Annotated in this window: 25 protein-coding genes and 2 pseudogenes; 12 read left to right on the forward strand and 15 right to left on the reverse strand. The window is 72.1% G+C overall.

Annotated elements, in window-relative coordinates; genetic code table 11:
• Positions 1-29: 29 nt before the first annotated feature.
• The 6 genes from P2424_RS24470 to P2424_RS24495 form a co-directional block, all read right to left on the reverse strand.
• Entirely contained in the window at positions 30-992 is a 963-nt protein-coding gene (locus P2424_RS24470; RefSeq protein ID WP_276477872.1) for a zinc-binding dehydrogenase, read from the reverse strand.
• 114 nt (positions 993-1106) lie between these two features.
• Positions 1107-2012, reverse strand: coding sequence for a TIGR03620 family F420-dependent LLM class oxidoreductase (locus tag P2424_RS24475; protein WP_276477873.1), 906 nt, complete (start codon positions 2010-2012; stop codon positions 1107-1109).
• A 104-nt stretch (positions 2013-2116) separates the two neighbouring features.
• Positions 2117-3070, reverse strand: coding sequence for an IS481 family transposase (locus P2424_RS24480; protein WP_276475919.1), 954 nt, complete (start codon positions 3068-3070; stop codon positions 2117-2119).
• Between the two features lie 121 nt (positions 3071-3191).
• Positions 3192-3983, reverse strand: a complete 792-nt coding sequence (locus P2424_RS24485; protein ID WP_276477874.1) for an amino acid ABC transporter ATP-binding protein — start codon at positions 3981-3983, stop codon at positions 3192-3194.
• Entirely contained in the window at positions 3980-4936 is a 957-nt protein-coding gene (locus P2424_RS24490; protein ID WP_276477875.1) for an amino acid ABC transporter permease, read from the reverse strand. Before P2424_RS24490 ends, P2424_RS24485 begins: the two co-directional genes overlap by 4 nt.
• 66 nt (positions 4937-5002) lie before the next feature.
• The gene (locus P2424_RS24495) at positions 5003-5959 is read right to left on the reverse strand and encodes an ABC transporter substrate-binding protein (RefSeq protein WP_276477876.1); all 957 of its coding nucleotides are present in this window, start codon (positions 5957-5959) and stop codon (positions 5003-5005) included.
• A gap of 532 nt (positions 5960-6491) precedes the next feature.
• Between P2424_RS24495 and P2424_RS24500 the strand changes: the two genes are divergently transcribed.
• Positions 6492-7688 (forward strand): NADP-dependent malic enzyme, encoded by a 1197-nt coding sequence (locus P2424_RS24500; RefSeq protein ID WP_276477877.1) that lies wholly within the window; start codon positions 6492-6494, stop codon positions 7686-7688.
• Positions 7689-7810: 122 nt separating this feature from the next.
• Here P2424_RS24500 and P2424_RS24505 read toward each other — a convergent pair.
• Positions 7811-8598 (reverse strand): annotated as a pseudogene (locus P2424_RS24505) (class I SAM-dependent methyltransferase).
• 107 nt (positions 8599-8705) lie between these two features.
• Here P2424_RS24505 and P2424_RS24510 point away from each other — a divergent pair.
• A pseudogene (locus P2424_RS24510) lies at positions 8706-9164 on the forward strand (ABATE domain-containing protein); the annotation flags it as partial.
• A 44-nt stretch (positions 9165-9208) separates the two neighbouring features.
• Here the strand turns inward: P2424_RS24510 and sodX are convergent.
• Positions 9209-9727, reverse strand: a complete 519-nt coding sequence (gene sodX / locus P2424_RS24515) for a nickel-type superoxide dismutase maturation protease (protein ID WP_276477878.1) — start codon at positions 9725-9727, stop codon at positions 9209-9211.
• A 162-nt stretch (positions 9728-9889) separates the two neighbouring features.
• On the opposite strand from sodX, the gene sodN reads away from it, so the two are divergent.
• Positions 9890-10285: a superoxide dismutase, Ni gene (sodN, locus tag P2424_RS24520; RefSeq protein WP_019354527.1), complete on the forward strand. Its 396-nt coding sequence runs from the start codon at positions 9890-9892 to the stop codon at positions 10283-10285.
• Positions 10286-10462: 177 nt separating this feature from the next.
• Here the strand turns inward: sodN and P2424_RS24525 are convergent, their stop codons facing one another.
• The 3 genes from P2424_RS24525 to P2424_RS24535 are packed head-to-tail and all read right to left on the reverse strand — an operon-like array spanning position 10463 to position 13454.
• Positions 10463-11659: a cytochrome P450 gene (locus P2424_RS24525; protein ID WP_276477879.1), complete on the reverse strand. Its 1197-nt coding sequence runs from the start codon at positions 11657-11659 to the stop codon at positions 10463-10465.
• A 2-nt stretch (positions 11660-11661) separates the two neighbouring features.
• Positions 11662-12276: a cupin domain-containing protein gene (locus P2424_RS24530; RefSeq protein WP_276477880.1), complete on the reverse strand. Its 615-nt coding sequence runs from the start codon at positions 12274-12276 to the stop codon at positions 11662-11664.
• Positions 12273-13454 carry a type III polyketide synthase gene (locus P2424_RS24535; RefSeq protein WP_276477881.1) on the reverse strand — a complete coding sequence of 394 codons (1182 nt, stop codon included), beginning with the start codon at positions 13452-13454 and terminating at the stop codon, positions 12273-12275. The genes P2424_RS24530 and P2424_RS24535 overlap by 4 nt, the downstream gene beginning before the upstream one ends.
• A gap of 217 nt (positions 13455-13671) precedes the next feature.
• On the opposite strand from P2424_RS24535, the gene P2424_RS24540 reads away from it, so the two are divergent.
• Complete coding sequence (locus P2424_RS24540; RefSeq protein WP_276477882.1) at positions 13672-14445, forward strand: N-acetyltransferase; 774 nt, start codon at positions 13672-13674, stop codon at positions 14443-14445.
• Between the two features lie 82 nt (positions 14446-14527).
• On the opposite strand, the gene P2424_RS24545 is transcribed toward P2424_RS24540, so the two are convergent.
• Positions 14528-15715, reverse strand: a complete 1188-nt coding sequence (locus tag P2424_RS24545; protein ID WP_276477883.1) for a class I SAM-dependent methyltransferase — start codon at positions 15713-15715, stop codon at positions 14528-14530.
• 218 nt (positions 15716-15933) lie between these two features.
• Here P2424_RS24545 and P2424_RS24550 point away from each other — a divergent pair, with 218 nt between their 5' ends.
• A complete protein-coding gene (locus P2424_RS24550) occupies positions 15934-16167 on the forward strand; it encodes a hypothetical protein (protein ID WP_276477884.1) in 234 nt (77 codons plus the stop codon).
• A 52-nt stretch (positions 16168-16219) separates the two neighbouring features.
• Here P2424_RS24550 and P2424_RS24555 read toward each other — a convergent pair whose 3' ends face one another.
• Positions 16220-16750 (reverse strand): NUDIX hydrolase, encoded by a 531-nt coding sequence (locus P2424_RS24555; RefSeq protein WP_276477885.1) that lies wholly within the window; start codon positions 16748-16750, stop codon positions 16220-16222.
• An 85-nt stretch (positions 16751-16835) separates the two neighbouring features.
• Positions 16836-18191 (reverse strand): transcriptional regulator, encoded by a 1356-nt coding sequence (locus tag P2424_RS24560; RefSeq protein ID WP_276477886.1) that lies wholly within the window; start codon positions 18189-18191, stop codon positions 16836-16838.
• A 250-nt stretch (positions 18192-18441) separates the two neighbouring features.
• On the opposite strand from P2424_RS24560, the gene P2424_RS24565 reads away from it, so the two are divergent.
• The 5 genes from P2424_RS24565 to P2424_RS24585 all read left to right on the forward strand — a co-directional run bounded on the left by P2424_RS24565 (position 18442) and on the right by P2424_RS24585 (position 23773).
• Positions 18442-20178, forward strand: a complete 1737-nt coding sequence (locus tag P2424_RS24565) for a hypothetical protein (protein WP_276477887.1) — start codon at positions 18442-18444, stop codon at positions 20176-20178.
• Between the two features lie 74 nt (positions 20179-20252).
• Positions 20253-20843, forward strand: coding sequence for a peptidoglycan recognition family protein (locus P2424_RS24570; RefSeq protein ID WP_276477888.1), 591 nt, complete (start codon positions 20253-20255; stop codon positions 20841-20843).
• A gap of 78 nt (positions 20844-20921) precedes the next feature.
• A complete protein-coding gene (locus P2424_RS24575; RefSeq protein WP_276477889.1) occupies positions 20922-21881 on the forward strand; it encodes a pyridoxal-phosphate dependent enzyme in 960 nt (319 codons plus the stop codon).
• 519 nt (positions 21882-22400) lie between these two features.
• A complete protein-coding gene (locus P2424_RS24580) occupies positions 22401-22814 on the forward strand; it encodes an anti-sigma regulatory factor (protein ID WP_019354516.1) in 414 nt (137 codons plus the stop codon).
• Positions 22815-22834: 20 nt separating this feature from the next.
• The gene (locus P2424_RS24585) at positions 22835-23773 is read left to right on the forward strand and encodes an RNA polymerase sigma factor SigF (RefSeq protein ID WP_276479111.1); all 939 of its coding nucleotides are present in this window, start codon (positions 22835-22837) and stop codon (positions 23771-23773) included.
• A 90-nt stretch (positions 23774-23863) separates the two neighbouring features.
• On the opposite strand, the gene P2424_RS24590 is transcribed toward P2424_RS24585, so the two are convergent.
• Positions 23864-24325 (reverse strand): hypothetical protein, encoded by a 462-nt coding sequence (locus P2424_RS24590; protein WP_276477890.1) that lies wholly within the window; start codon positions 24323-24325, stop codon positions 23864-23866.
• A 68-nt stretch (positions 24326-24393) separates the two neighbouring features.
• Between P2424_RS24590 and P2424_RS24595 the strand changes: the two genes are divergently transcribed.
• Together P2424_RS24595 and P2424_RS24600 are read left to right on the forward strand one after the other, a co-directional pair.
• Positions 24394-25362 carry a diacylglycerol kinase family protein gene (locus tag P2424_RS24595; RefSeq protein ID WP_276477892.1) on the forward strand — a complete coding sequence of 323 codons (969 nt, stop codon included), beginning with the start codon at positions 24394-24396 and terminating at the stop codon, positions 25360-25362.
• A gap of 315 nt (positions 25363-25677) precedes the next feature.
• Positions 25678-25941: a WhiB family transcriptional regulator gene (locus P2424_RS24600; RefSeq protein WP_016469673.1), complete on the forward strand. Its 264-nt coding sequence runs from the start codon at positions 25678-25680 to the stop codon at positions 25939-25941.
• Positions 25942-26060 lie beyond the last annotated feature (119 nt).

Below are 26060 nucleotides of genomic sequence, written 5' to 3' on the forward strand. Positions count from 1 at the left end.
CACGGCGGCCGTCCGTGCGCGGCCGCGGCTCAGACCGTCAGCACGACCTTGCCGAACAGGTCGCCCTCCGCCATCTTCGCGAAGCCCTCCCGGGCCCGGTCGAGCGGGAGGACGGAGTCGATGACGGGCCGGATCCCCTTGGCGGCGCAGAAGTTCAGCAGCCCCGCCAGCTCCTCCTTGGTGCCCATCGTGGAGCCCACCACCCGCAGTTCCAGGAAGAAGATCCGGTTCAGCTCGGTCGCGGGCGGATTCGGGCCGCTGGTGGCACCGGAGATGACCAGAGTGCCCCCGGGCCGCAGCGACTTGACCGAGTGCGACCAGGTGGCGGCGCCCACCGTCTCCAGCACCGCGTCCATCTTGTGCGGCAGCCTGGTACCCGCCTCCACCGCCGCCTCGGCGCCGAGTTCCAGGGCCCGCTTGCGTTTGGCCTCCTCCCGGCTGGTGGCGAAGACCCGCAGCCCGGCGGCCGCGCCCAGCACGATGGCGGCGGTGGCCACGCCACCGCCCGCGCCCTGCACCAGGACCGAGTCCCCCGGACTGACCCCGGCGTTGGTGAACAGCATCCGGTAAGCCGTCAGCCAGGCCGTCGGCAGACAGGCCGCCTCCTCGAAGGAGAGTTCCGCCGGCTTCGGCAGTACGTTCCACTGCGGCACGGCGACCCGCTCGGCGAACGTGCCCTGGTAGCGCTCCGTGAGGATGGACCGGGGCTCGCGCGGGCCGACCCCGTGGCCGGACTGCCCGATGACCGAGTGCAGGACGACCTCGTTGCCGTCGTCGTCGACCCCCGCCGCGTCGCAGCCGAGGATCATCGGCAGCGCCTCCTCGCCGATCCCCACGCCCCGCAGTGACCAGAGGTCGTGGTGGTTGAGCGACGCCGCCTTCACCGCCACGGTCATCCATCCCGGAGGCACCTTGGGCTCTGGCCTCTGCCCCAGCTCCAGCCCGCTGAGCGGCTCTTCCTTGTCGATACGAGCGGCGTAAGCAGCAAACATGCCCCGACGCTACGCCGCCTCGCCGACCCACCGACAGACCATCCGACCCCGGAGCGACCGATCTCACGCCGTCGGCGCAGCTCCGTCGGGCCCGGCGTCGCTCCTCGACGCCGCTCAGTCCCGCAGCGGCATGGCCTCGGCCAACGCCCGCCACTCCGCCCGCGGGAGGTCGGTGCCGGTGGCGGCGGTGACCACCTGGAGGGCGATGTGGTCGGCGCCCGCCGCCAGGAACGCGTCCGCCTTGGCGCGTACCGTCTCGGCGTCGCCGATGGCGAACAGCGCGTCGACGAGCCGGTCGCTGCCGCCGCCGTCGAAGTCGGACTCCGCGAAGCCGAGCCGGAGCAGGCTGTTGCGGTAGTTGGCCAGGGCCAGGTACCGGGAGAGATAGTCGCGGGCTGTGGCGTACGCGGCGGCGGGGTCGGCGCCCGGCTGTTGCAGGACCACCTTCAGCTCGGGGGCCAGCAGCGGGTCGGCCCCGAGGATGTCGCGGGCCTCCGCGGTGTGCTCGACGGTGACGAGGTAGGGCAGCGCGCCCAGCGACCGCTCGGCGGCCAACTGCAGCATCTTCGGACCGAGCGCCGCCAGCGCACGCCCGGCGGCGGGCACCGGACGCGGCGCGTTGTCGAGCGTGTCGAGATAGGAGCGCATGGCCGACCGGGGCCGGCCGGCCAGCGGATGGTCCAGCGCGTGCCCGCTGCGCGTCTCCGGGTGGCTGACGCCGAGACCGAGCAGGAAGCGGCCGCCGAACTCGTCCGTCAGCTGCGCGTGCCGGGCGGCGACCTCGGGAGCCGCGTGCTCCCAGATGTTGAGGATGCTGGTGCCGACGGTCGCCCGAGAGGTGGCGGCGAGCAGCCGGTACGCCATGTCCGGCGAGGGGCTGCCGCCGACCCAGAGGGTGCCGTACCCCAGCTCGTCGAGTTCGGCGGCGGCCTCTTCGACCAGAGGGCGCCGCGCCGCGTCGTCGGTACGCAGTGCGGAGGCCCAGATGCCGACCCTGCCCAAGGATGCGTGATGTGCCATGGCGGACACAGCATCACACCGCGCGCCGGTATTCCGGGAACCGCGGTCCGTCCCGGCCCGGCGGGGCGGGACGGACCGGACCGCGGTTCCCGGAGAACGACGGCCTAGATGTATTGCTCTGTGAGGTTGGGGACGCGGCTGGCGGGTGGTTTGCCTGCGAGTGCGGTGTGTCCGCGGTGGTGATTGTAGGTGTGCAGCCACTGCGGGAACGCGTCGCGTCGTTCCTGTTCTGACCGGTAGGGGCGGGCGTAGGCCCATTCGTCGAGCAGGGTGCGGTTGAGGCGTTCGACCTTGCCGTTGGTCTGGGGCCGGTAGGGCCGGGTTCGCTTGTGGGTGATCCCGGCCGCTGCCAGTGTGTCGCGCCAGGTGTGGGACTTGTAGCAGGCGCCGTTGTCGGTCAGGACGCGTTCGACGGTGATGCCGACGCTGGTGAAGTAGGCGTGTGCCCGGGCCCAGAAGCCGGTGGCCGTGTCCTTCTTCTCGTCGGTGTGGATCTCGCTGTAGGCGAGGCGGGAGTGGTCGTCGACGGCGGTGTGGATGTAGCTGTAGCCGGCGTTCTTGCGGGTCTTGCGGCCGGCCTGGCGGCCGAGGACCTTGTGGCCGCCGCCGTCGGGGATGTTGCCCAGTTTCTTGATGTCGACGTGGACGAGCTCGCCGGGATGTTCGCGTTCGTAGCGGCGTATGACGCGGCCGGTCGCACGGTCCAGATGGGTCAGCCGGGCCAGCCCGAACCGCGTCAGCACGCGGTGCACGGTCGAGGGCACGAGGTCCAGCAGGTGCGCGATGCGGGCCGGGCCCCACCGGCGCAGGAGGCGGACCTTGATGATCCTTCGCTCGGTCCGTGTCGGCGTCCGCCGCGGGCTGTGACGGGGACGCGAGGAGCGGTCGGTCATCCCGGCCTCGCCCAGCAGCCGGTAGCGCTCAGCCCACCGCTGAGCCGTGGTCGGCGAGACCTGGAAGCGTTCGGCAGCCCGCCGGAGCGGCCAGCCGTCCTCGACCACGCAACGGGCCAGACGCAGACGTCCGGTCTCGGTCAGGGGTGCATTACGGTGGGGCACGAGGGCCTTTCTGGTCGGTGTAGACGTCGCAATCCACACCGAACCCGGAAGGCCCTCACCCGTTCAAGATCCCTCAGCCGAGACCTGCATCACCCGTCCACAACCTCCCGAGACAGAACACCTAGAGCACCTTCGAGAGGAACGACTTGGTGCGCTCGTGCTGCGGGTCGGTCAGCACGTCCCTGGGGTTGCCGGACTCGACGACGACACCGCCGTCCATGAACACGAGCGAGTCGCCGACCTCCCGCGCGAAGCCCATCTCGTGGGTGACGACCACCATCGTCATCCCGTCCCGGGCCAGCGCCTTCATCACGTCCAGCACCTCGCCGACCAGCTCCGGGTCCAGTGCGGAGGTGGGCTCGTCGAAGAGCATCAGCTTGGGGTCCATGGCCAGCGCCCGCGCGATGGCCACGCGCTGCTGCTGGCCTCCGGACAGCTGCGCGGGGAACGAGTCGATCTTGTCGGCCAGCCCCACCCGGTCCAGCAGCTCCGCGGCCCGCTTGCGCGCCTCGGTGCGCGGGGTCCGCTTGACCTGGACGGGCGCCTCCATCACGTTCTCCACCGCGGTCATGTGCGGGAAGAGGTTGAAGCGCTGGAAGACCATCCCGATGTCGCGGCGCTGGGCCGCCACCTCGCGGTCGCGCAGCTCGTAGAGCCTGCCGCCCTTCTCGCGGTAGCCGACGAGCGTGCCGTCGACGTACAGCCGGCCGGCGTTGATCTTCTCCAGGTGGTTGATGCACCGCAGGAAGGTGGACTTGCCGGATCCGGACGGACCGACGATGCAGAACACCTCGCCGGTCTTCACCTCGAGGTCGATGCCCTTGAGGACCTCGACGTGGCCGAACGACTTGCAGACGCGCTCGGCCCTGACCATCGGGCCGCCGCTCTCCGTCTTCTTGACCGACGTGCTCATGCGCCCTGCGCCCCCGATCCGGTACCGCGCCCGAAGGCGAAGACGTTCTTGCGTACGCGCTGCCACGGGGTCTCGGGCAGTTGGCGCAGGGAGCCGCGCGCGTAGCGCCGCTCCAGGTAGTACTGGCCCACGCTGAAGATGCTCGTGATGACCAGGTACCAGATGGTGGCGACCAGCAGCATCTCGACGACGGCGCTGGAGGTGTTGCCGATGTTCTGCGCCTTGCGCAGCAGTTCCTCGTACATCACGACCGAACAGAGCGAGGAGGTCTTCAGCAGGTTGATGAACTCGTTGCCGGTGGGCGGCACGATCACCCGCATCGCCTGCGGGAGGACGATGCGCCGCATGTTCTGGCCCTGGGTCATCCCCAGCGCCTGGGACGCCTCGGTCTGTCCCTCGTCCACCGACTGGATGCCCGCCCGGCAGATCTCCGCCATGTAGGCCGCCTCGTTCAGCCCGAGGCCGAGGAGCGCCGCCATGAACGGGGTCATGACGTCGGTCATCTCGTCCTTGTAGAGGGGCATCAGGTTCAGCACCGGGAAGATCAGCGCCAGGTTGAACCAGAGCAGCAGCTGCACGTAGACCGGCGTGCCGCGGAAGAACCAGATGTAGCCCCAGGCGACGGACGAGGTCACCGGGTTCTTCGACATGCGCATGACGGCCAGGACGATCCCCAGCACCAGCCCCATGAGCATCGAGAGCACGCTGACGACCAGCGTGTTCCGGACGCCCTCGAGGATCTGGTCGTTGAAGAAGAAGTCCCCCACCGCCTGCCAGCGCAGCCCCTCCGCGGTGGCGAAGGCGCGGATCAGCAGCGCCAGCAGCGCGAGGACCACGACGGCGGAGACGTACCGCCCGTAGTGCCGTACGGGGATGGCCTTGATGGCCTCCGGTGCGTCCTTCGACGGAGGTGCCCCGCCGGAGGGGATCTTGTCGGTGGTGGGTGGTGTCACGGGGGCTTGCCTCTCAGCGTCCTGGACGTCCTGCGGGGTGTGTCTGGTGCGTCGTCGCCGGGCGGCTCAGGAACCGCCGTTGATCGCGGCCTTCTTGACGCCGCCGTCCTCGACGCCCCACTTCTCCAGCGCCTTCTTGTACGAGCCGTCCTCGATGATCGCGTCCATCGCGGCCCGGAGGGCGTCACGGAGCTGCTTGTTGTCCTTGGCGACGGCCATGCCGTAGGGGGCGGACTGCATCTGGTCACCGACGACCTCGAAGTCGGAGCCGGACTTGGCCGCGTTGGCGGCGACCGGGAAGTCCGAGATGTCGGCGACGACACCGCCGGCCTTCAGTCGCACCCGGGCCTCGTCATCGGTGTTGTACGCCTCGATGCCGATCTTCTTCTTGCCGTCCTCGACGCACTTCTTCGTCTGCGTCTTGAGGATCTCGTGCGAGGTGGTGCCGCGCTGGGTGGCCACCTTCTTGCCGCACATCTGGTCGACGGAGTCGATCTTGTCCGGGTTGCCCTTCTTCACCAGGATCGAGGAGCCGGCGGAGAGGTAGTCGACGAAGTCGACGCCCTTGCCGGCCTTCTTCCCCTTGTCGTCCAGGCCCTCCTGGCGGTCCTTGGTGTCCGTCATCGACGACATGATCATGTCGAAGCGGCCGGTCTGCATGGAGGTGATCAGACCGTCGAAGGTTCCGTTGGTGAACTCGAAGCGGACCCCCAGCTTCTCTCCCATCGCCTTGGCGAGGTCGGGGTCCAGACCGACGATGTCGGCCCCTTCCTTGAACTCCATCGGCTTGTACGCGGCGTCGGTGCCGACCTTGATGACGCCGGCGCTGCGGATCCTGTCGGGCAGCTTCGAGCTCAGCTCGGCCTTCTCGCCGGAGCTGCCGCCGTCGGCACCCTCGGTCTGGTCGCCGCAGCCGGTCAGCAGCAGGGCGCCGCCGGCGAGGAGGGCGACGGGGATGATCCCGGCGCGTCGAGCGGCCGTACGTGCGGCCCGGCCGGCGGTCATGCGCCTGCTAGCGGTCATGAGCGGGTCCTCCTGCGATGAGGGAGAGCAGCCGTGGGGTCGGGCACACACCTTCGGATGTCGCGACCGTGTCCGACGGATGAACGGATGAACGATGGGGGGCATCTTGCCATCCGGACAAGCGGCAGCAGGACGCCTCCGAGGTCAAAATCGGATAACGGATACAGGACTCCGGATACAGGGCGGTGGGAACGGCCGTAAAGGGGGTTACGGGCCGGAGTGCGGTCTCTCACATCGCCAGACCGTCTCACCCTGCGGACTTCAAGTCGGAGTCGAGGCGCTTTGCCCCGCATTCCGCCAGCTTGGACACCGGTGCGGCCGGAAGTAGGTCGTCCCCGGCGGCGGGTGTCGGGTAGAAAGGTCGATTACACCCCTCACCCGGGGACCAGGGCGCGTGTGCGGCGCGCCCGGCGTCCGTACCTCCCTCCGGGCAGCGGCAGGCCGCTCGCCCGGGAAGCGGACGCGGTGCCCGCCCGTTCCTCACCGCAGGGAGCGGTCACCCTCACCAGATTCGACTAAGGGGTTCAACACAGTGGCAGCGGAGATCGTCAATCAGAAGGACGGGCTGGAGTCGGACGTGATCGATCCGGCGTTCGCCCTGCACCGGGGCGGCAAGATGGCCGTTCAGGCGACCGTGCCCGTGCGGGACGCGGACGACCTGTCCCTCGCCTACACGCCGGGCGTCGCCAAGGTCTGCAGCGCCATCGCGGAGCAGCCCGAGCTCGTCGACGACTACACCTGGAAGTCCCAGGTCGTCGCGGTGGTGACCGACGGCAGCGCGGTGCTCGGGCTGGGCGACATCGGCCCCGGCGCCTCGCTCCCGGTCATGGAGGGCAAGGCCATCCTCTTCAAGCAGTTCGGCGGCGTCGACGCGGTGCCGCTCGCGCTGGACACCCAGGACACGGACGAGATCGTGGACACGGTCCAGCGGCTGGCGCCCTCGTTCGGCGGGGTCAACCTCGAGGACATCTCGGCACCCCGGTGCTTCGAGATCGAGGCCCGCCTCAAGGAGAAGCTGGATATCCCGGTCTTCCACGACGACCAGCACGGCACGGCCATCGTCACGCTGGCCGCGCTGCGCAACGCGGCGAAGCTGAGCGACCGCGCGCTGGGCTCGCTGCGCGCCGTCATCTCCGGCGCGGGCGCCGCCGGGGTGGCCATCGCGAAGATCCTGGTGGAGGCCGGTATCGGAGACGTGGCGGTCTGCGACCGCAAGGGCGTCGTCTCCCGCGACCGCGGCGACCTCACCCAGGTCAAGCGGGACCTGGCGGGCTTCACCAACAAGGGGAACCGCACCGGTTCCCTGGAGTCGGTGCTCGAGGGCGCCGACGTGTTCATCGGCGTGAGCGGTGGCACGGTGCCCGAGGAGGCCGTCGCGCGGATGGCCGAGGACGCCTTCATCTTCGCCATGGCCAACCCGAACCCGGAGATCCACCCGGACGTGGCGCGCAAGTACGCGTCCGTGGTGGCCACCGGCCGCAGCGACTACCCGAACCAGATCAACAACGTGCTGGCGTTCCCGGGCGTCTTCGCCGGAGCCCTGCAGGTGCGCGCCACGGACATCACCGAGGGCATGAAGCTGGCCGCCGCCGAGGCGCTGGCCGCCGTGGTGGCCGACGAGCTGAGCGCGGACCGGGTGATCCCCTCACCCTTCGACGAGCGCGTCGCCCCGGCCGTGACCTCCGCGGTGGCGGCGGCGGCCCGCGCGGAGGGTGTCGCCCGCCGCTGAGCCCCACCCGGGCCGCCCCGCCCCGCCCAGTGGGCAGGCGGCCCGGGCGCCTGCCCGGACCGGCGCGGGTGCCGGCCCGGCGGCGTACACCGGCCCGGTCGCCCGGACCTGGTGCGGACCGTTCAGCGCAGTCCCAGGACCATGGCGTCGGCGGGCGAGGACCACACCGCGCGGGCCTCGCCGAACCCGACCTCGCGCAGGGCGGCCGCGTGCCACTCGGCGCTCTGGAACTCCTCGTCGTTGTGGTCGCTGTGCCGCACCTCGGCCGGGTTGCCGAACAGGGCGAACCGTTCGGCGGCGACCGCCCCCAGCTCCGGGTCCTCCCCCAGCGCGCGCCACCACCCCTTCCAGTCCTGCGCCCCCTCGGCGGTCCGCCGCGCGCGCCGCTCCTCGTCGAAGACGTGCACCGCGGCGTTGATGCGCGGGGTCGACTCGTCCGGCATGTGGTCGGCGTTCAGGAACACCCCGCCCTCCCGTACCAGACCCACGAGCCGGCCGTAGAGCGCGCGCAGCGGCTCGGTGCGCATCCAGTGCAGGGCCGTGGCCGTCAGGATCGCGTCGTAGGGGCCAGGAGGCAGCGCGGTCGGCCAGTCGGGGTCACTCAGGTCCGCCGTGACGAAGTGCGCCCGCCCGTCCCCCTCGAAGGTGCCGCGCGCGATGGCCAGCAGCGCCGGGTCCCGGTCGACGCCGACGGTGGTCGCGCCCGGCATCCGCCGCAGCACGCGGTCCGAGATACTGCCGTAACGCAGGCGAGGTCGAGCACCCGGGGCTCGGGGCCCACCAGGGCCTCGGTCATGTCGAGCATGACCCGGAACCGCTCCTCGCGGTCGGGCAGATACCACTCCTGCTGCCGGTCCCAACTCTCCTGCCGGCGCCGCCAGTCGGCAGTGCTCCGTGCGTGGGTCGCCATACCCGTCCTCCGCCGTAATACGCTCTAACGACTTTCAACCATTACTGACGATAGACCGCCCGCCGTAAGGACCACAAGTGGAACTGAACTATTACTCAGATCTGGCAGTGCGACTGGTGAACAGCGAGCAGCCCGAGCGCGGCGAAGACACCCTCACCTCCGTCGGCGCCGTCCTCGAACTCTTCGGGTCGCACGGGACCATGGCGCGCCGTGTGACCGAGGCGGACGTCAGCCGGCTGCGCGCCGTACGCACCCGACTGCGCGCCGTCTTCACCGCGGCCGCCGAGGGCGACGAGGTCCGCGCGGTCGACCTGCTGAACGCCCTGCTGATGGAGTTCCCCACGAGTCCGCAGATCTCCGGGCACGGGGACCTGGACGACGAGGGGCGGCCCCGCTGGCACATGCACCTGGCCGAACAGCCCGCCAACGCCACCGCCGCCTACGCGGCGACGGCCTGCATGGGGCTCGCCTTCCACCTCACCGACCTGGGCGTGGACCGGCTGGGCATCTGCCAGGCCACGCCCTGCCGCAACGCCTACCTGGACACCTCCACCAACCGCTCCCGCCGCTACTGCTCCGACCGCTGCGCGACGCGCGCCAACGTGGCGGCCTACCGGGCCCGCAAACGCCTCGAGAGCAGCCCGGCCGCCTCCGAGGGCACGCCGGACCCCGCGGGCGGCCGCGACCGCAGCGGGCCGACCAGCGGGCGCACGGCGGAGACCGCCCAGCGCACCACGGAACCCGGCGAGCGCTGAGCCCCGCGCGGCGGGCGCACCCGCAGCCAGGCCCGGGCCACGACCAGGTCGTCCGGAACCGCGCCGAACTCCCGGCTGTCGTTCTTCACCCGGGGGTTGTCACCGCGCACCCACCACCCGCCGGGGCGCCGTTCGACCGCGCGTTTGACGATGAGCAGGTCGTGCTGGAACGGATGGCGCAGCACCACGACGTCCCCCGGACGCACGGCGGCCCCGTAGCCGACGACCAACTGGTCGCCGGGCAGCAGGGTCGGCCGCATCGAGGGGTTGTAGACCTCGGCCAGCCCGATCCGTTTCAGCGGCCCCTCGTTCCGATCCCCCTCCCGGCGCTCCGTCCCGTGGCTCGGCCCGCGCTGCGGCCTACGCTCCGGCATATCTCCGCCTCCGGTCCCACGGCCGTCTCCGGCCCGCTCACTCCAGCAGATCCAGTCCGTCCTCGGACTTTTGTCCTGAGCCCGTGGGGGCACACGCGAAAAGACTTCCCACACGGAGTAATCTCGCACGTGAGAAGACGATCACGAGGAAGGACGGCTTTTATGCTCTCCCGACTGTTCGCCCCCAAGGTGCAGGTCAGCGCCCATTGTGACCTGCCCTGCGGTGTCTACGACCCGGCGCAGGCCCGGATCGAGGCCGAATCCGTGAAGGCCGTTCAGGAGAAGTACCAGGCCAACGACGACCCGCACTTCCGGACGCGGGCCACCGTCATCAAGGAGGAGCGCGCGGAACTCGCCAAGCACCACGTCTCGGTGCTGTGGAGCGACTACTTCAAGCCGCCGCACTTCGAGAAGTACCCGCAGCTGCACCAGCTGGTGAACGACACCCTCAAGGCGCTCAGCGCGGCCAAGGGCTCCACCGACCCGGCCACCGGGCAGAAGGCGCTGGAGCTCATCGCCGAGATCGACAAGATCTTCTGGGAGACCAAGCAGGGCTGACCCGGCCCGCAGGTCACCCTTCCGCGGGTACACACGGCCGCGCCCGGTCCGCGGGACTCCTGCCGAGTCCCGTCCGGACCGGGTGCGGCCGTTTCCCGTCCCGGCGCCGGACGGGAGTGCCGGCAGCGCGCTGCCGCGCGGGCACCGGAACCCGCCCCGCACCGGCCGCCGCTGCGCTCACCAGGTGACCGGAAGCCCGACCGGTCCTCTGATCAGGACGCTGCCCTGCCAGGCGATCTCCTCGGCGGGCACGGCCGGCCGGAGCCCCGGCAGCCGGCGCAGCAGCGCCGACAGCAGCTCCTCCGCCTCCATCCGGGCCAGCAGCGGTGCCACGCAGTGGTGCGGCCCGTGCCCGAAGGCCAGGTGCGGCGGGCCCTGGCGGTCGATGTCGACCGCGTCCGGGTCGGGGAAGCGGCGCGGGTCGCGGCCCGCCGCCACGTAGGACACCTGCACCACCTCGCCGCGGCGGACCAGCACACCGCCCACCTCGACGTCCTCGGTGGCGATCCTGGGCTGCCCCACCCCGTGCTTGTGCGGGATCCAGCGCAGCAGTTCCTCCACCGCACGCGGCAGCGACTCCGGTTCGGTGCGCAGCCGTTCGCGCAGCTCGGGGCGGATCAGCAGCAGGTAGACCATGTTGGCGGTGTTGTTGCGCACCGCGTGCCACCCGTTGAGCCCGATCAGGGTGGCCAGCGCGAGCAGTTCCTCCTCGTCGATGCGACCGGCGTCCACCGCCGCCACCATCCGCGTCAGCAGGTCGCCGGCCGGCCGGGACCGGCGCAGCTCCGCCAGACCCAGAAAGTACTGCCGGGCGGCGGCCTTCACCTGCCGGGCCCGTTCGGCCGCCGCCTCGTCCGAGGCACGGGTCAGCAGCGTCGAGGCCCAGTCGCGTACCTTCGTGCGGTCCTCGGGCGGTACCCCCAGCAGCTCCCCCACCACGGCCAGCGGCAGCGGTGAGACGACATACCGCACCACGTCGGCCGGGGGCCCCGCCGCCAGCATCCCGTCCACCAGCTCCGCCACGAGCGCCCGGACCCGGGGCCGGAGGCGCTCCACCGCGCCGCTGCCGAACACCGGCGCCACCACGGAGCGCACCCGCGCGTGTTCGGGCGGGTCGACGAAGCTGACGGCGCGGTCGAGCGGGATCAGATGCCGGGTCATGCGCGGGGTGGGGCGGCCGACGATGTCCCGGCTGAACCGGGGGTCCGAGGTGACGAAGCGGACGTCGTCGTACCGCGTGACCAGCCAGCAGTCCCCCTCGCCGTGCGGCAGCCGGATGCGGGACGGCGGGCTCTGCAGCGCCGCCCGCAGGAACGGGTCGAACTCCAGCTCCGGCGGATCGGCCGGGACGTCGTAGAGCGGGCACTCCGTCATGGTCAGCCCTTCTCGGTCCGGTGCGGGGCCTCCTTCGGCGCCGGTCCCGGGGGCGGGCCGTGCCTGAGCGGGGTGAGCTGCTCGATGTCGTAGCGGGCCCGCAACTCGGCGACGGCCGCCTCGTCCGGCGGGCCGTCCGCGGCCAGGATGTCGAGCAGTTCGTCGAAGTACCGCTCGTGGTCGGGCGGCGGTGCCGCCTGGAAGAACATCCGCGCGGGGGAACCGGTCGGGTTGGCGAACGCGTGCGGGCAGCCCGGCGGCACCAGCACGGTGGTGCCCGCGGTGGCGCGCACGGGCCGGTCTCCGGCGGCCGACTCCCACTCCCGCCAGCCGTCCCGGGTGCGCACCCGGGGCTCGAAGGCGAGCAGCTCCAGCTCGCCCTCCAGCACGTAGAAGAGTTCCTCGCTGCGGGTGTGCACATGGGCGCCCACGTCGAAGCCGGGCGGTACGACGACCTCGAAGCTGGAGGCGGCCCGGGAGTGCTGCCCGGTCACCTTGAAGGTCACCTGCTGGGCGGCGGTGCGCAGGGTGCGGCCCTGACCCGGCGGTACGACCAGGCCGCTGGGCGGCCGGGCTCGGCGCTCCGAGCCGGGCTCCGCTGCTCCGGTGAAGGTCATGACGGGCTCACTGCTCCTTCCGGTGGGTTCTCCGGGCGGGGGCCGGGGGGCCTCTCCGTCCCGGCGGGCGGCGGGACGTGCCGGGTTCCGGGGCGGTGCCGGACGGCGTCCGCCGGGCCGGCCTGTGCCGTGGCGCTTCCCCATCGCCCCAGGGCCATCTCCGCGGTGATGCCGGGACCGAACCCGGCCAGCAGCCCGCGCGCGCCCTCCCCGGGTCCGCCCTCGTCGAACAGCCTGCGGAGGGCGTCCAGGACGACGACGCTGGCGGTGTTGCCGTACTCCGTCAGCGTGGCCCGGCTGAACCGGAAGGCGTGCTGCGGCACCTCCAGGTACTTCCCCAGGTCCAGCAAGATCCGCGGACCGCCGGCGTGCACGATGTAGAAGTCCAGCTCGGAGGCGTTCCAGCCGTGCCGGGCCGCCAGTTCGCACAGCGCGGGCGCCAGCGGGCCCATGGTCGAGGGCACCCGCTTGTCCAGCAGGAAGTGGAAGCCGGTGGAGCGCACGTCGTAGGAGATCCACTCCTCGGTGTCCGGGATCAGGTAGGACCCGTTGCGCAGCAGCCGGATGCCCGTTCCGCCCGAGCCTCGGACCACGGCTGCCGCCACCCCGTCCCCGAAGAGGCCGTCCGAGAGCAGCGCGCCGACGCCGACGTCGGTGGGCTGGTAGCACAGGGAGCAGAACTCGCACGCGACGATCAGCGCGTTGGCCTCGGGGTAGGCCGTGCAGAAGTCCTGTGCCCGGTTGATGGCCGCACCGCCGCCCGCGCAGCCCAGTTGTGCGATGGGCAGTTGGCGGGTGGTGGAGCGGAACCCCAGCGTGTTGATCAGCCAGGCCGTCAGCGAGGGCATCATGAAGCCGGTGCAGGAGACGTAGACGATGAGGTCGATCTCCTCGGCCTCCAGTTCGGCGGCGGCCAGCGCCCGGCCGACGACCCGCGGCACCCGGGCCTTGGCCTCCGCCTCGTAGACCGAGTTCCGTTCCGCGAAACCCGGATGACGGAGGGTCAGTTCCAGGGGTTGGACGAGATGTCTGGTCCGGACTCCGGTGTTCTCGATCAGCCGCAGCACGAGCGGGAGCTGAGGATGTTCCGCGTGCTGGGAACGCGCCAGTGCGAGCGTGTCCGCCATCGTGATCACGTGTGGCGGGACCTGTACAGCAGGTCGGCACAGAGTCGCCATGACAGGCACAACGAGAGGCCGACGCGGCACGATACTCCACTATAGGGTGGGAAATCAATCTCAACCAACTCCATAGTAGTCAACTGCCCCATAAAGGACAGAGGTTGCGTACCCGGCGGCGCGTGCCCGGGAGTCAGCGGTCCGTCCCCCGGGGCGGCGCGGCCGCCCCGGGTAAATCCGTGGCCCGCACGGCACCGCCTGTGGAACCGTCCCGCTCATGACGCCCCACAGCACCGGCACCGTCGAGATCACCCGCCTCGCCGACCGGCCCGAACTGACCGGCAGGCTCGACGAGATCGCCGACGACTGGCCGGCCTTCGTCGCGCACGACCTGGCCGCCGGCACTCTGCTCCCGCGGGTCCCGGAGGACTTCCCGGAGTACTGCGTCGTCGCCACGGACGGGGACCGCGTCGTCGCACGCGGGTACGGCGTGCCCTTCGACGCCCACTCGGCCGGCCGCGAGGAGACCCCCGACCAGGGGTGGGACAGGGTGCTGACGTGGGCCTGCGCCGACCGGCGGCGCGGCCGTCCGGCCACGGCGGTGAGCGCGCTGGAGATCACCGTCGACCCGGCACACCGGGGCCGCGGGCTCTCCTACCGGATGCTGGAAGGACTGCGCGCGGCGGCGCACCGGCAGGGGCACCGGGAACTGGTGGCCCCGGTACGCCCGACGGCCAAGCAGCAGCGGCCGGATGTGCCGATGGCCGACCACATCGGCGAGTTGCGCGCCGACGGGCTGCCCGCCGATCCGTGGCTGCGGGTACACGTCCGCGTGGGCGGCACCGTGGAGAAGATCGCGCCCGCCTCCATGACGGTCAGCGCGTCCCTCGCCCGGTGGCGGGAGTGGACGGGCCTGCCGTTCGACCGCGCGGGGGAGGTGCGGGTGCCGGGTGCGCTGGCGCCGGTGCACTGCGATCCGGTGCGGGGGCACGCCGTCTATGTGGAACCCAACGTCTGGGTCCGGCACCGGTCGGCGGGGCCGAAGGGCTGACCCGCGGCAGGGCGGGCCGACCGCGGCCGGTGCGGCGGGTACGGCGGGTGCTGTCGATCCGGCGGGCGCAGCCGTCGGCGGCTCAGCCGGCCGCCGGGCGCAGCCGCCACAGCCGCGTCGTCTCGGCGGCCCTGGCCGCGTGCAGGGGCGCCTCCGGGTCCTCCGCCCTGCCGTGCCGGGGCCGCGCGTCCAGCCGGCCGGCCACCTCCAGTCCGGCCCCGGCGATCCACTCCAGCAACTGCTCGCGGGGGCGCAGGCCCAGGTGCTCGGCGAGGTCGGAGAGGATGAGCCAGCCCTCGCCGCCGGGGGCGAGCCGCTCGGCCAGCCCCGCGAGGAAGCCCCGGAGCATGCGGCTGTCGGGGTCGTAGACCGCCTGCTCCAGCACGGACGTCGGTTTGGCGGGCACCCACGGAGGGTTGCAGACCACGAGGTCGGCGCGCCCGGCGTCCGGGGATGGGAACAGGTCGGAGCGTACGACCTCGACCGCCTGCGCCACGCCGAGCCGCGCCGCGTTCTCGCGCGCGCACTCCACCGCCCGCTCGCCCAGATCGGTGGCGATCACCCGGCCCACTCCGCGCCGGGCCAGCACCGCGGCCAGCACGCCTGTCCCGGTGCCGACGTCGAAGGCCAGCAGCCCGGCAGCCGGCCGGTCCGGCAGCGGAGCCCGCGCGACCAGGTCGACGTATTCGCCGCGCACCGGCGAGAACACCCCGTGGTAGGGGTGGATCCGGTCGCCGCCCAGCGCGTCGACGGGCACCCCGTTGCGCCACCACTCGTACGCGCCGAGCACGCCCTGCAGTTCGCGCAGCGACACCAGCGCCACGTCGCCCACGGCGCCGGGCGCGCCGTAGGCCGCCACACAGGCGGGGCCCACCTCGGGCGCGCGGCGCAGCGGCACGGCCCACGAGCCGCCGGGTGCGGTCTCCAGCGGGACCAGCAGCATGCCGAGGATCCGGGCACGGCGCGAGCGGGCCTGCCGGTGGAGGTGGAAGCCCTCCAGGGGGGTGGCCCCCGGTTTGGGCTGCTTGCGGTCCACCCGGCGGCCGAGCGCCGCCAGCAGTTGCCGGGCGCCGTGGTAGTCGCCGCGCCACAGCAGCGCGGTCCCCTCGCAGACCAGCTTGTAGGCGAGGTCGGCGGCCATCCGGTCGTCGGCGACGGCGATCCGCCGCGGCGGCCGGGCCCTGCTCTCCGACCGCCACGCGGCGGTCCGCTCGCGGCCTCCCTCGTCCCACCGGACGGTGCCGTCCCCGGCCTCTGGCTGTGCGTTCACCGGACAACCGTAACCGCGCCCGCCGGTGCCCCCTCCGCCGCCGCCGGGCACCGGCCCCCGCGGCGCCCCGAAGGACCGTCGGGCGATCGTGTGAAATGGACTGACCAGCCGGTTCGGCGCAGCCGGGGACGGCGGGGAACCGGCTGATCACGGCATACGTTGACGGGTGTACCGGAGCCGACCCGGCCGGTAGAGCCGTACACGACGGAGGCAGGACCATGGCAGGCTTTCTCGACCGCGCCAAGGAGCAGGCTCAGCGGGGCATCGCGCAGGGCAAGGAGAAGGTGGGGGAGGTCCAGGCCCAGCGCGCCGGCAACGACCTGCTGCGCCGCCTGGGGGCCGCCTACTACGCGGAGCAGCAGGGCACCGGTTCTGCGCAGGAGGTCCAGCGGGCGCTCGCCGCCGTCCAGGAGCACGTGGCGCAGAACGGCGACGACTTCCTCAGGAGCTGAGGCCACCGGGCTCGGGCCGCTCCTCACCGGCCGAGGGGCGGCCCGAGCCGGCTCACCCGAAGCGGACGCGGTGGAGCATCAGCAGCGCCGCGGCCATGTTCGCCGCGGGGACCTCGCCCGCGGCGATGAGGTCGGGCACCTCCTTGAGCGGGACCCATTCGCGCTTCTCGGACTCGAAGTCGTCCTCCGGAGGGCCCACGTAGTCGGCCCCCGGCGACCAGTACATGTGGTGCCGGGCGTCGGTGAGTCCGTTGGACGGCTCGACGGTCATCAGGTGACGGAGCGGTCCGGGGCGCCAGCCGGTCTCCTCCAGCATCTCCCGGGCCGCCGCCTCGACCAGATCCTCGCCCTCCTCGACGACGCCCGCCGCCAGCTCCCACCCCCAGCTGTCCGTGATGAAGCGGTGCCGCCACAGCAGCAGCACCTCGTTGCGCTCGTTGACCGCGGTCGCCGCGGCGACGGGCCGCAGTCGGATCAGGTAGTGATCCAGGTGGCGCCCGTTCGGCAGTTCCACATCCGCCAGATTCACCCGAAGCCACTGGTTCTCGTACACAGTGTGTTCACCCAGGTTCTTCCATCGCACGTATGTGCCCCCTTCCCGACGGAGGTTGGGCACATCCCAGCATGTCGTGCGCTCCCGCTGACAGGGGCGCAGTGTGCGCCCCGGCTCAGAACGGCACGCTCAGCGAGTCCTCGATGAGCTTCGCCGCTTCGACCGCCGAAGTCCCGGGGTGCTGCTCCAGCCGCTTCCTGACCCTGCGCATGCGCCCGCGCAGCCGCTGCGACTCGATGCCCTGCGCGGTGTCCACCATCTGCGCGGCGGTGACCGCGGCGCGTTCGGGTTCCCCGGCGTGCAGCGCCACGTCGGTGAGGGTGGCGAGCCGATTGACCCGACCGCGGGCGTGCGCGGGCGCGCGCGCCGCCCGCTGGGCGTACTCGGCAGCCGCGGACAGCTCTCCCAGGAGGATCAACGCCTCGGCCAACCGCACCTCGACCAGCCCCGGTTGGACGTAGCTGGTCTCCTCGGGCTCCTCCTCGGGGCGGATGCGCTCGGAGTACGCCTCGGCCCGGCGCATGCAGGCGTGCGCGCTGCGCCGGTCCCCGAGCCGGGCGTACGCACCGGCCTGCATCGCGTACACATCCGTGGCGAGCGCGGCGCTGATGCGCGGACCCGTGGTGCGCAGCAGCGCCTCGGAACAGGCGAGCGCGTGCCGGGTGTCGCCGAGGAACAGCGCCTGATTGACGAGGAGAGCGACCACGTAGCCGCCGAAGACCAGGTCGCCGGACGCCTTGCCCAGCCGCAGCGCCTGGTGGAAGTAGCGCTGGGCCAGCCCTTGCGCGTCGGCGTCGTAGGCGCAGATACCGCTGATGGCCGCCAGCGAGCCGGCGGCACGGCACAGCGCCCGGCCGATGGTGTCGTCGTAGCTGCCGCGCAGCAGCGGGGCGACCTCACCGTGCAGGAAGCCGACCACCCGGCCGCGGGTGGCGACTCCCCCGGCGTTGCGGTACAGATGCTCGTAGTGGCCGCGGGCGGCGTGCAGTACGCCCACATCCGCGCCGGTGACCTCGGCGCCGCCGGTGCGCGAGACGTCCCGGTCCTCGGGCGGGTTCTCCCATTCCCACACCGGTGCGACAGCGGCGCCGCCGGTCAGCAGGGCGGGGCCGAGCCGGTCCCCGTGCACCCGGTCGGAGCGCCACAGGGAGGCCGCGCGCTCCACGAACCGGTCCAGGCCGGCCGCCTCGGAGCCGAGCGCGGGCCCGGGAAGCCGGCCGTCCGTCGGGACATCCATGCCGATGTCACTGAGTGTGAGGGTTCTGTCGAGCTGGTGCCCGAGGATCTCACAGATCAACTCGGGGACCCTGCCACGTGGCCGTTGTCCCTTCAACCAGCGCGCCACGGCCGTGTGATCGTAACGCAGGGTTATCCCTGCTTGGTCGCCTAATCGATTGATTCTCGCCGCAAGACCGGCTCGGGACATCCCTGCCTGGTCAAGGAGCGCGTCCAGCTGGCTGTTGGGCTCCATGCCGCCCTCCGTCGGGTCCAACGTGTCGTTTCGCAGAGTAATGGACCTGCTTTCACACGGGGTGTGAAAGCACCACGCAGTCGTGCGCCCGGCACATGCTCCCGCAGCGGGAAGCGATGCGGTTCCCTGAAAACGTCCGGGTGCATGACAGCACATCAAGCACACGGAGAGCTACGGAAAGACATCACCTGATTCCGGAAGTGAGGCAGAACAGTGAACGACCCCCTCCGGTTCCACCCCAGGAACAACCATGCGACCCGCTGACCCCGTACGCGTCACGGCGTCCCCGAGCACCGGTTCCCGCATCCGCACCCCCAACCGCGCGCTGCGCGCCCTGCTGGAGGAGAGCGAGTGGACGCAGGCGGCGTTCGCGCGGGCTCTGGCTCGTCTCGGCGCCGAGGTCGGCATCCACCTCCGGTACGACAGAACTTCAGTCGCCCACTGGCTGCGCGGCAGCCGCCCCGACCCCCGGGTGCAACACCTGATGGCGGAGGCGCTCTCGCGCCGCCTCGGCCGCCGGATCACGGTGGCGGACCTGGGCATGCTCGGTGCGCGCGGCTGCCGCCCCGGCACGGCGGCCCGCCCGCGCGGCGACAGCGGCGGCGGGGACGACACCTCCGACCCGGCGGAGGAAGGACCACGGCCGGCTGCCGGACCCGCACCGACCGGGCACCGGGAGCGGCTCCGGGAGCAGCGCGGCTCCGGCGCCCCGGCGGCCGACACCGAGGCCCTGGCAGGGGGCCGGGAACATCCGGTGGACGCCCGCCTGTTCGGCCTCGGCAGGCCGTTGGCCCCGGCCGACCAGCTCACCGCGCTCACCGCGCCGGTGATCCCGCCGCCCCGCGCGGACACCCCGCCCCCGGCGCCGTACAGCCTGCGGCTGCTCACCGAAGCGGCACCCGGGCACCGGGACGGCCGTGCGGACGATGCCCCGCCGGACCCGGGCGGCGATCCGGCCGCAGACGAACCTGCCACCGCACCGGGTTCCCCCACGCCGGCGCCGCTGCCCGGTGCCCGGAACGGCTGCACGGCCCGCGGCTCCCGCTCCGTGCGCACCCCCGAGCCGGGCCAGGTCGCCTCGGTCCACGAGCACGCCCGGTTCTTCGCGCTGCAGGCCGACCGGTACGGCGGCGGTCATATCCGCACCCCGCTCGCCGCCTGCCTCTCGGGGCTCGTCCGCTCGCTGCGCCGCGGCGAGGAGGGCGTGCACCAGCGCGGCATCCAGGCGGGGGCCGCACGGCTCAGCTTCCTGCTGGCCCGGGTCTATGTGGACGAGCAGCGGCACGGGCTCGCCCAGCGCGCGTTCCTCACCGCGGCGGAACTCGCCGCGGAGGCCGCGGACCCGGAGGGGGTCGCGCTGGCCCGCCGGGCCCTCAGCTCGCAGGCGCACCAGCTGGGGCACCCGCGCGAGAGCCTGCTGCTCGCCCGGGCGGCCCTGGCCGCGGCGCCCGCGGACACCGACCCCTCGGCGCGCGCGTTCCTGTATGCCGGACTGGCCGTCGCGGACGCGGCCTGCGGTCGGGAGGGCCGGGCGCTGGAGGCACTGGAGCGCGCCGAGCGGCAACTGGCCCGGTCCCCGGTGGATCTGACCACCGGCCCGGAGAGCCCCACCGGAGAGCCCGTCGGCACGTATCGGAGTGCGGCGCTGCGCTACCAGGCCGGCCAGGTGCGGGCGGCGCTGGGCGACCGCGAAGGCGCCATCGACGACCTGCGCGCCTCGCTGCACGCCCGGCCCGCGAGCGAGCGCCGCACCCGCGCCGTGTGCCAGGCGGAACTGGCCGAACTGCTGCTCTCCCGCGGCCGGCTGGAGGAGGCGTGCGCCGCGTGGACCGGATTCCTCGAGGTGTCCGCGCAGGTCCGCTCCGGCCGGGTACGGGCGGCCCGCTCCCGGATACCGGGGCTGCTGCGGCCCTACGGGCGGGACCCCCGGGTGCGGGACCTCCTCGTACAGGTGATCCCCGCCGCGGGTGCGGCCCGGCGCGGCTAGAAGCGGCGCCGCAACGGGTATGTCCCCGGGACAGGTTCCGGCCACGGCCGGACACCCGGCAGCCGGAGGCGAGCATGGCCACACCCATCACCGCGACCGCGTTCGTCCGGGCCCTCCGGAAAGAGGGGGCCCGGGTCGAGGAGGTCCGGGACTGGCGCAACCACAACCGCAACCAGCAGGGGCCGTGGGGCCCGGTGCACGGTGTCGTGATCCACCACACCGTCACCAGCGGCTCGTCCGCGACGGTCGATCTGATCTACGACGGCCGCCAGGACCTGCCGGGACCGCTCGCCCACGGCTGCGTCACCAAGGACGGCACCGTGCATCTGACCGGCCACGGCCGGGCCAACCACGCGGGCTCCGGCGACGACGACGTGCTGCGCGCCGTTGTCGCCGAGCGCGCCACCCCGCGGCCGAACCAGCAGAACACCGACGGGAACCGGTACTTCTACGGCTTCGAGTGCGAGAACCTCGGAGACGGCGAGGACCCGTGGCCGGAGGAGCAGCTGGAGGCGATCGTGCGGGCCGCGGCAGCGCTGTGCCGGCACCACGACTGGGGCGCCCGGTCGGTCATCGGCCACCTGGAGTGGACGGACCAGAAGAGCGACCCCCGCGGCTTCACCATGGACGCCCTGCGGGAGCGGATCGAAGAGCGCCTGAAGTGACCGGCCCCGCGGTGTCCCCGCGGCCGGGAGGTGAGCCGGAGTCCGCTGACGCCTGAGCCCGGCCGCCACAATGGAGGGGTGAGCCACCCCGTCGACATCGCCGCGGCCCTGCGGCCCCGCCCGCCCTCCCCGCTCCAGGAGGTCGAGGACGAGCGCTTCACCCGCCGGGGCGTGCGGCTGCTGCTGAAGCGGGAGGACCTCGTGCACGCGGCGGCCGGTGGCCCGGCGGCGCCGGGACCCGTGGACCTGTACCCCTCCGGCAACAAGTGGCGCAAACTCGCCCCCAATCTGCGGGCGGTGGCCGAGAGCGGCCACCGCCGGCTGCTGACCTTCGGCGGGGCCTACTCCAACCATCTGCGCGCCACCGCGGCGGCGGGCAGGCTGCTCGGGGTGCGCACGGTCGGGGTGGTCCGGGGCCACGAGCTGGCCGACCGGCCGCTCAACCCGTCCCTCGCCCGCTGCGCCGAAGACGGCATGCTGCTGCACTTCGTCACCCGCGCCGACTACCGCCGCCGCGCCGACCCGGCGTTCCACCACGAGCTGCGTGCCCGCTTCGGCCCCTGCGCCGTCGTCCCGGAGGGCGGCAGCAACGCGGCGGCCGTGCGCGGGTGTGCGGCGCTGGGCGCGGAATTGCGCGGGCATACCGATGTGGCTGCCGTCGCCTGCGGTACCGGCGGCACCCTCGCGGGCATGGCGGCGGGCCTTTCGGCAGGTCAGCGCGGTCTCGGGGTGCCGGTGCTGAAGGGCGGCTTCCTCGCCGGGGAGATCGCGCGGCTCCAGCGGGAGTCCTTCGGGGGACCGCGCGGTGACTGGTGGCTGGAGGAACGTTTCCACGGCGGCGGTTACGCGAAGACGGGACCGGAGCTGTCGGACTTCGCGGCGGATTTCGCCCGGCGGCACGGGCTGCCCGCGCTGGAGGAGACCTATGTGGCCAAGCTGTTGTTCGCGCTCACCCGGCTCGCCCAGGAGGGCGCCTTCCCCCGGGGCGGCACGGTGACCGCCGTCGTCACCGGCCGGGCGTTCCCCTCGAAGCGGTGACACAACGTGAGGATTTCCTTCACTCTCCGCGCATGGATCCGCACCGCATCTCCTCCCGTCTTCACGCTGAGTAGCCACCCCTCGCGCCTCTCGGGCACCTCCGGCCCGTTTCGGGGTCGGTCACAGGGGCGGGTTTCGGCCCTTGTCGGAGGGTGTGCCGCGAGGGGCTATGAACGCATCAGGTGACGGGTACTGACATGGCAGGCCCTTCCGGCGTCGCCGAGGCACCCCCGACCGGCCACACAGGGTGGCCGCGGGGACTTCGGGAGTCGCTCCGGAAAGCGGCCCACGGCGACCCCATGAGGCCAACACAGCGTAATCGCGGCGGATTTGGGGCCTCCACCCTCTAGCCACGGAAAGTACCCATATGTTTACTATGGGTGACGCTCAGGAATGAGGCGGCAGTGATCGATGCGTGCGGCATCGTGACACGGATCGCGATAGCGTCACTGACGAAACGAATCAACAGCCGCTTCGGCCCGTGAGGCCCGACCGGCTCGTGCCACCTTGGAGGTGAGGGTGTCCCAGATCGCAGGAGAGCCCGCATCGCAGGACTTCGTCGAGGTCCGGCTGCCGGCTGCGGGTGCCTATCTGTCGGTGCTGCGGACGGCCACCGCCGGGCTCGCTGCCCGCTTGGACTTCACCCTCGACGAGATCGAGGATCTGCGGATCGCCGTGGACGAGGCGTGCGCGATCCTGCTCCAGCAGGCCGTCCCCGGTTCCGTACTCAGTTGTGTCTTCCAGCTCGTCGGCGACTCGCTGCACGTCACCGTCTCGGCGCCGACGACCGATGGCCGCGCTCCCGAACGCGACACCTTCGCGTGGACGGTGCTCTCGGCCCTGGCCGGTGAGGTGGGTTCAGCAGTGTCGGATGACCGTACGGTCAGCATCAGCCTGCACAAGAAGCGCGGTGCGGGCCCCGGAGCATCGTGACCGAGCACGAGGCAAGTCAGATGTGGTCAGGCCGCCCGGGGGCGGTCTCCCGGGGCGTTCCCGAGCAACAGCCCCGGCCGCACCCGGCCGACCCCAGCATGCAGCGACCCAAGCAGGCAGAGCGGGCGGACGCTATGGACCAGCAGCAGCACGAGCGGCGTGAGCGGGCCGCCGGCCACGACGCGGGCGAGCCCCACGGGCTCGACCCGCAGGAACGCGGCGGCGCGCGGGCGCTCTTCGTCCGGCTGCGCACGCTGCCGGACGGGCCCGAGCGCGCCGAGCTGCGCAACCACCTGGTGCGTATGCACCTGCCCCTCGTCGAGCATCTGGCCCGCCGCTTCCGCAACCGCGGCGAGCCGCTGGACGACCTGACGCAGGTCGCGACGATCGGTCTGATCAAGTCGGTCGACCGTTTCGACCCCGAGCGCGGCGTCGAGTTCTCGACGTACGCGACGCCCACGGTCGTCGGCGAGATCAAGCGCCACTTCCGCGACAAGGGCTGGGCCGTGCGCGTGCCCCGGCGGCTCCAGGAGCTGAGGCTGTCCCTCACCTCCGCGACCGCCGAGCTCTCCCAGCTCCACGGGCGCGCCCCGACCGTGCACGAACTGGCCAAGCGGCTCGCGATCTCCGAGGAGGAGGTCCTCGAGGGTCTGGAGTCCGCGAACGCCTACAGCACCCTGTCGCTCGATGTACCCGACACCGACGACGAGTCCCCGGCCGTCGCCGACACCCTCGGCGCCGAGGACGACGCCCTGGAGGGCGTCGAATACCGGGAGTCCCTCAAACCGCTGCTGGAGGAGCTGCCGCCGCGGGAGAAGAAGATCCTGCTGCTCCGATTCTTCGGCAACATGACCCAGTCCCAGATCGCCCAGGAGGTCGGCATCTCCCAGATGCACGTCTCCAGGCTCCTGGCGAGAACCCTGGCGCAACTGCGGGACCGCCTGCTGGTGGAGGAGTGATCCTCCGGCTCCGCCCCTTCCCCTGACCCGGGGCGCGTCCCGCGGGTGGCGGGAAGGGGCGCTGCGCACCGGACGGGCCGGCCCCGGGACTCAACCCCGGCCGATCCCGAGCGCCTCGGTGGCCTTCGGATTCACCAGACACCCCAGTACGACGACGGCCGCCAGGCCCAGCACGACGGCGGCGGCCAGCGAACCGCCCCCGTTCCGGCCCAGCTGCCAGGCGACGGGCAGTGCGATGAGCTGCACGATCATCGAGGGTCCCCGGCTCCAGCGGCGCCGGAGCCACAGCCCGCGGGCCGCGGCCAACGGCAGTACGGACAGCGCGAGGACGGTCACGGCCAGAGTGACGGCCTGTGTCGTGTCATCCGGCCGCCGGGTGACCAGCAGTACCAGCGAGACGACCCCGAAAGCGGCGACGACCAGCCCTTCGGCACCGGTCAGTACGGCGGCGACGACGATCCTGCGCGGCCCGCGCGCCTCCTGCCGCAGCCCCGTCGCCTCGTCCTCGCCCGCTTCCGTGGCGGCGTCCGCCCGCTTCGACCTTTCGCTCACCATGGCAGCGTAGCCCTCCGGCGCCGACGGGGCTGGGCCGTGTACCCCGCGGTAGGTACGCTCACTCCATGCGCGCACTCCTCGTGGTCAATCCGGCAGCCACCACCACCAGCGCCCGGACCCGTGACGTGCTGGCGCATGCCCTCGCGAGCGATCTCAAATTGGAAGTGGCCACCACCCGGTACCGGGGCCACGCCCGGGACCTCGCGCGGCAGGCCGCCCAGGGCGGCACCACCGAGCTGGTCATCGCGCTCGGCGGGGACGGCACGGTCAACGAGGTGGTGAACGGGCTGCTGCACGACGGTCCCGACCCGGAGCGGCTGCCCCGGCTGGCCGTCGTCCCGGGCGGCTCCACCAATGTCTTCGCACGCGCCCTGGGGATGCCCAACGACGTGGTGGAGGCCACCGGGCACCTGCTGGACGCGCTGGAGGCCGGCTCGGAGCGGACGGTCGGGCTGGGGATCGCCGGGGGCGTACCGGGCTCGGACGACGCGGAGATCCCCGACCGCTGGTTCACCTTCACCGCGGGGCTGGGGTTCGACGCCGGGGTGATCGGCAGAGTGGAGCAGCAGCGGGAGCGCGGAAAGCGCTCCACGCATCCGCTGTACGTGCGCCAGGTCGTACGGCAGTTCCTGAACGAGCCGCACCGCCGTACCGGGACGATCACCCTGGAGCGCGAGGACGCCGAACCGGTCACGGAGCTGGCGCTCTCGATCGTGTGCAACACCGCGCCCTGGTCGTACTTCGGGAACAAGCCGCTGTACGCGGCACCGGAGGCGTCCTTCGACACCGGCCTCGACGTGCTGGGACTGCAGAGACTGACGCCGCTGGCCGTGAGCCGCTACGGCACCCAGTTGCTGACCTCCAGCCCGGAACGGGGGCCCCGCGGCAAGCACGCGGTGACACTGCACGACCTCACCCGGTTCACCTTGCATTCCCAGGCGCCATTGCCGTTTCAGATGGACGGTGACCACCTGGGACTGCGAACGAGCGTGAGCTTCACAGGCGTACGGCGTGCACTGCGTGTGATTGTGTAAGTGGAAGGGGCCAAAGTCCTTCCACTCGAACGTTTAGGCCAGGATCCACCCCCTCGAATGACGGCTGTGAGCTAGTCGACACCAAGGATTCAAAAAAAAGTTTCCGGAAGGGGTTGTATCCGCCGCCGAGGTTTGCGAGTCTCTTCATGGCGATCGGGACGGCCCCGCCATCAGGGCCCCCTTGAGAGCCGGAATCCCCTTCTTTGACTTCAGTGGGACCCGCATCACATTTGTGAGGCCCCACTTCCCCCGTCAAGGGATTCGTGAAAGCGTTCACATTCACAAGCAAGCCACACACGAGGAGAGGTAGCAGCCATGGACTGGCGTCACCACGCCGTTTGCCGCGAGGAAGACCCCGAGCTGTTCTTCCCCATCGGCAACACCGGTCCCGCGCTGCTGCAGATCGAGGAAGCCAAGGCTGTCTGCCGCCGCTGCCCCGTCATGGAGCAGTGCCTGCAGTGGGCTCTGGAGTCGGGTCAGGACTCCGGTGTCTGGGGTGGTCTGAGCGAGGACGAGCGCCGCGCGATGAAGCGCCGTGCCGCCCGCAACCGGGCGCGGAACAACGCCGCGACCGCCTGACACACCTGACACGCAGCCCTGCACCAGCGGCAGCCCGAGACGCAGCACGCAGTGCCCTCGGAGCGCCCAGCAGTACGCGGAGCGCCCGCACAACTCAAAGCAGAACGTGAAGCTCAAAG

The sequence above is a fragment of the Streptomyces sp. WMMB303 genome (genome assembly GCF_029351045.1).
In the GTDB taxonomy this organism is placed as follows: Bacteria; Actinomycetota; Actinomycetes; order Streptomycetales; family Streptomycetaceae; genus Streptomyces.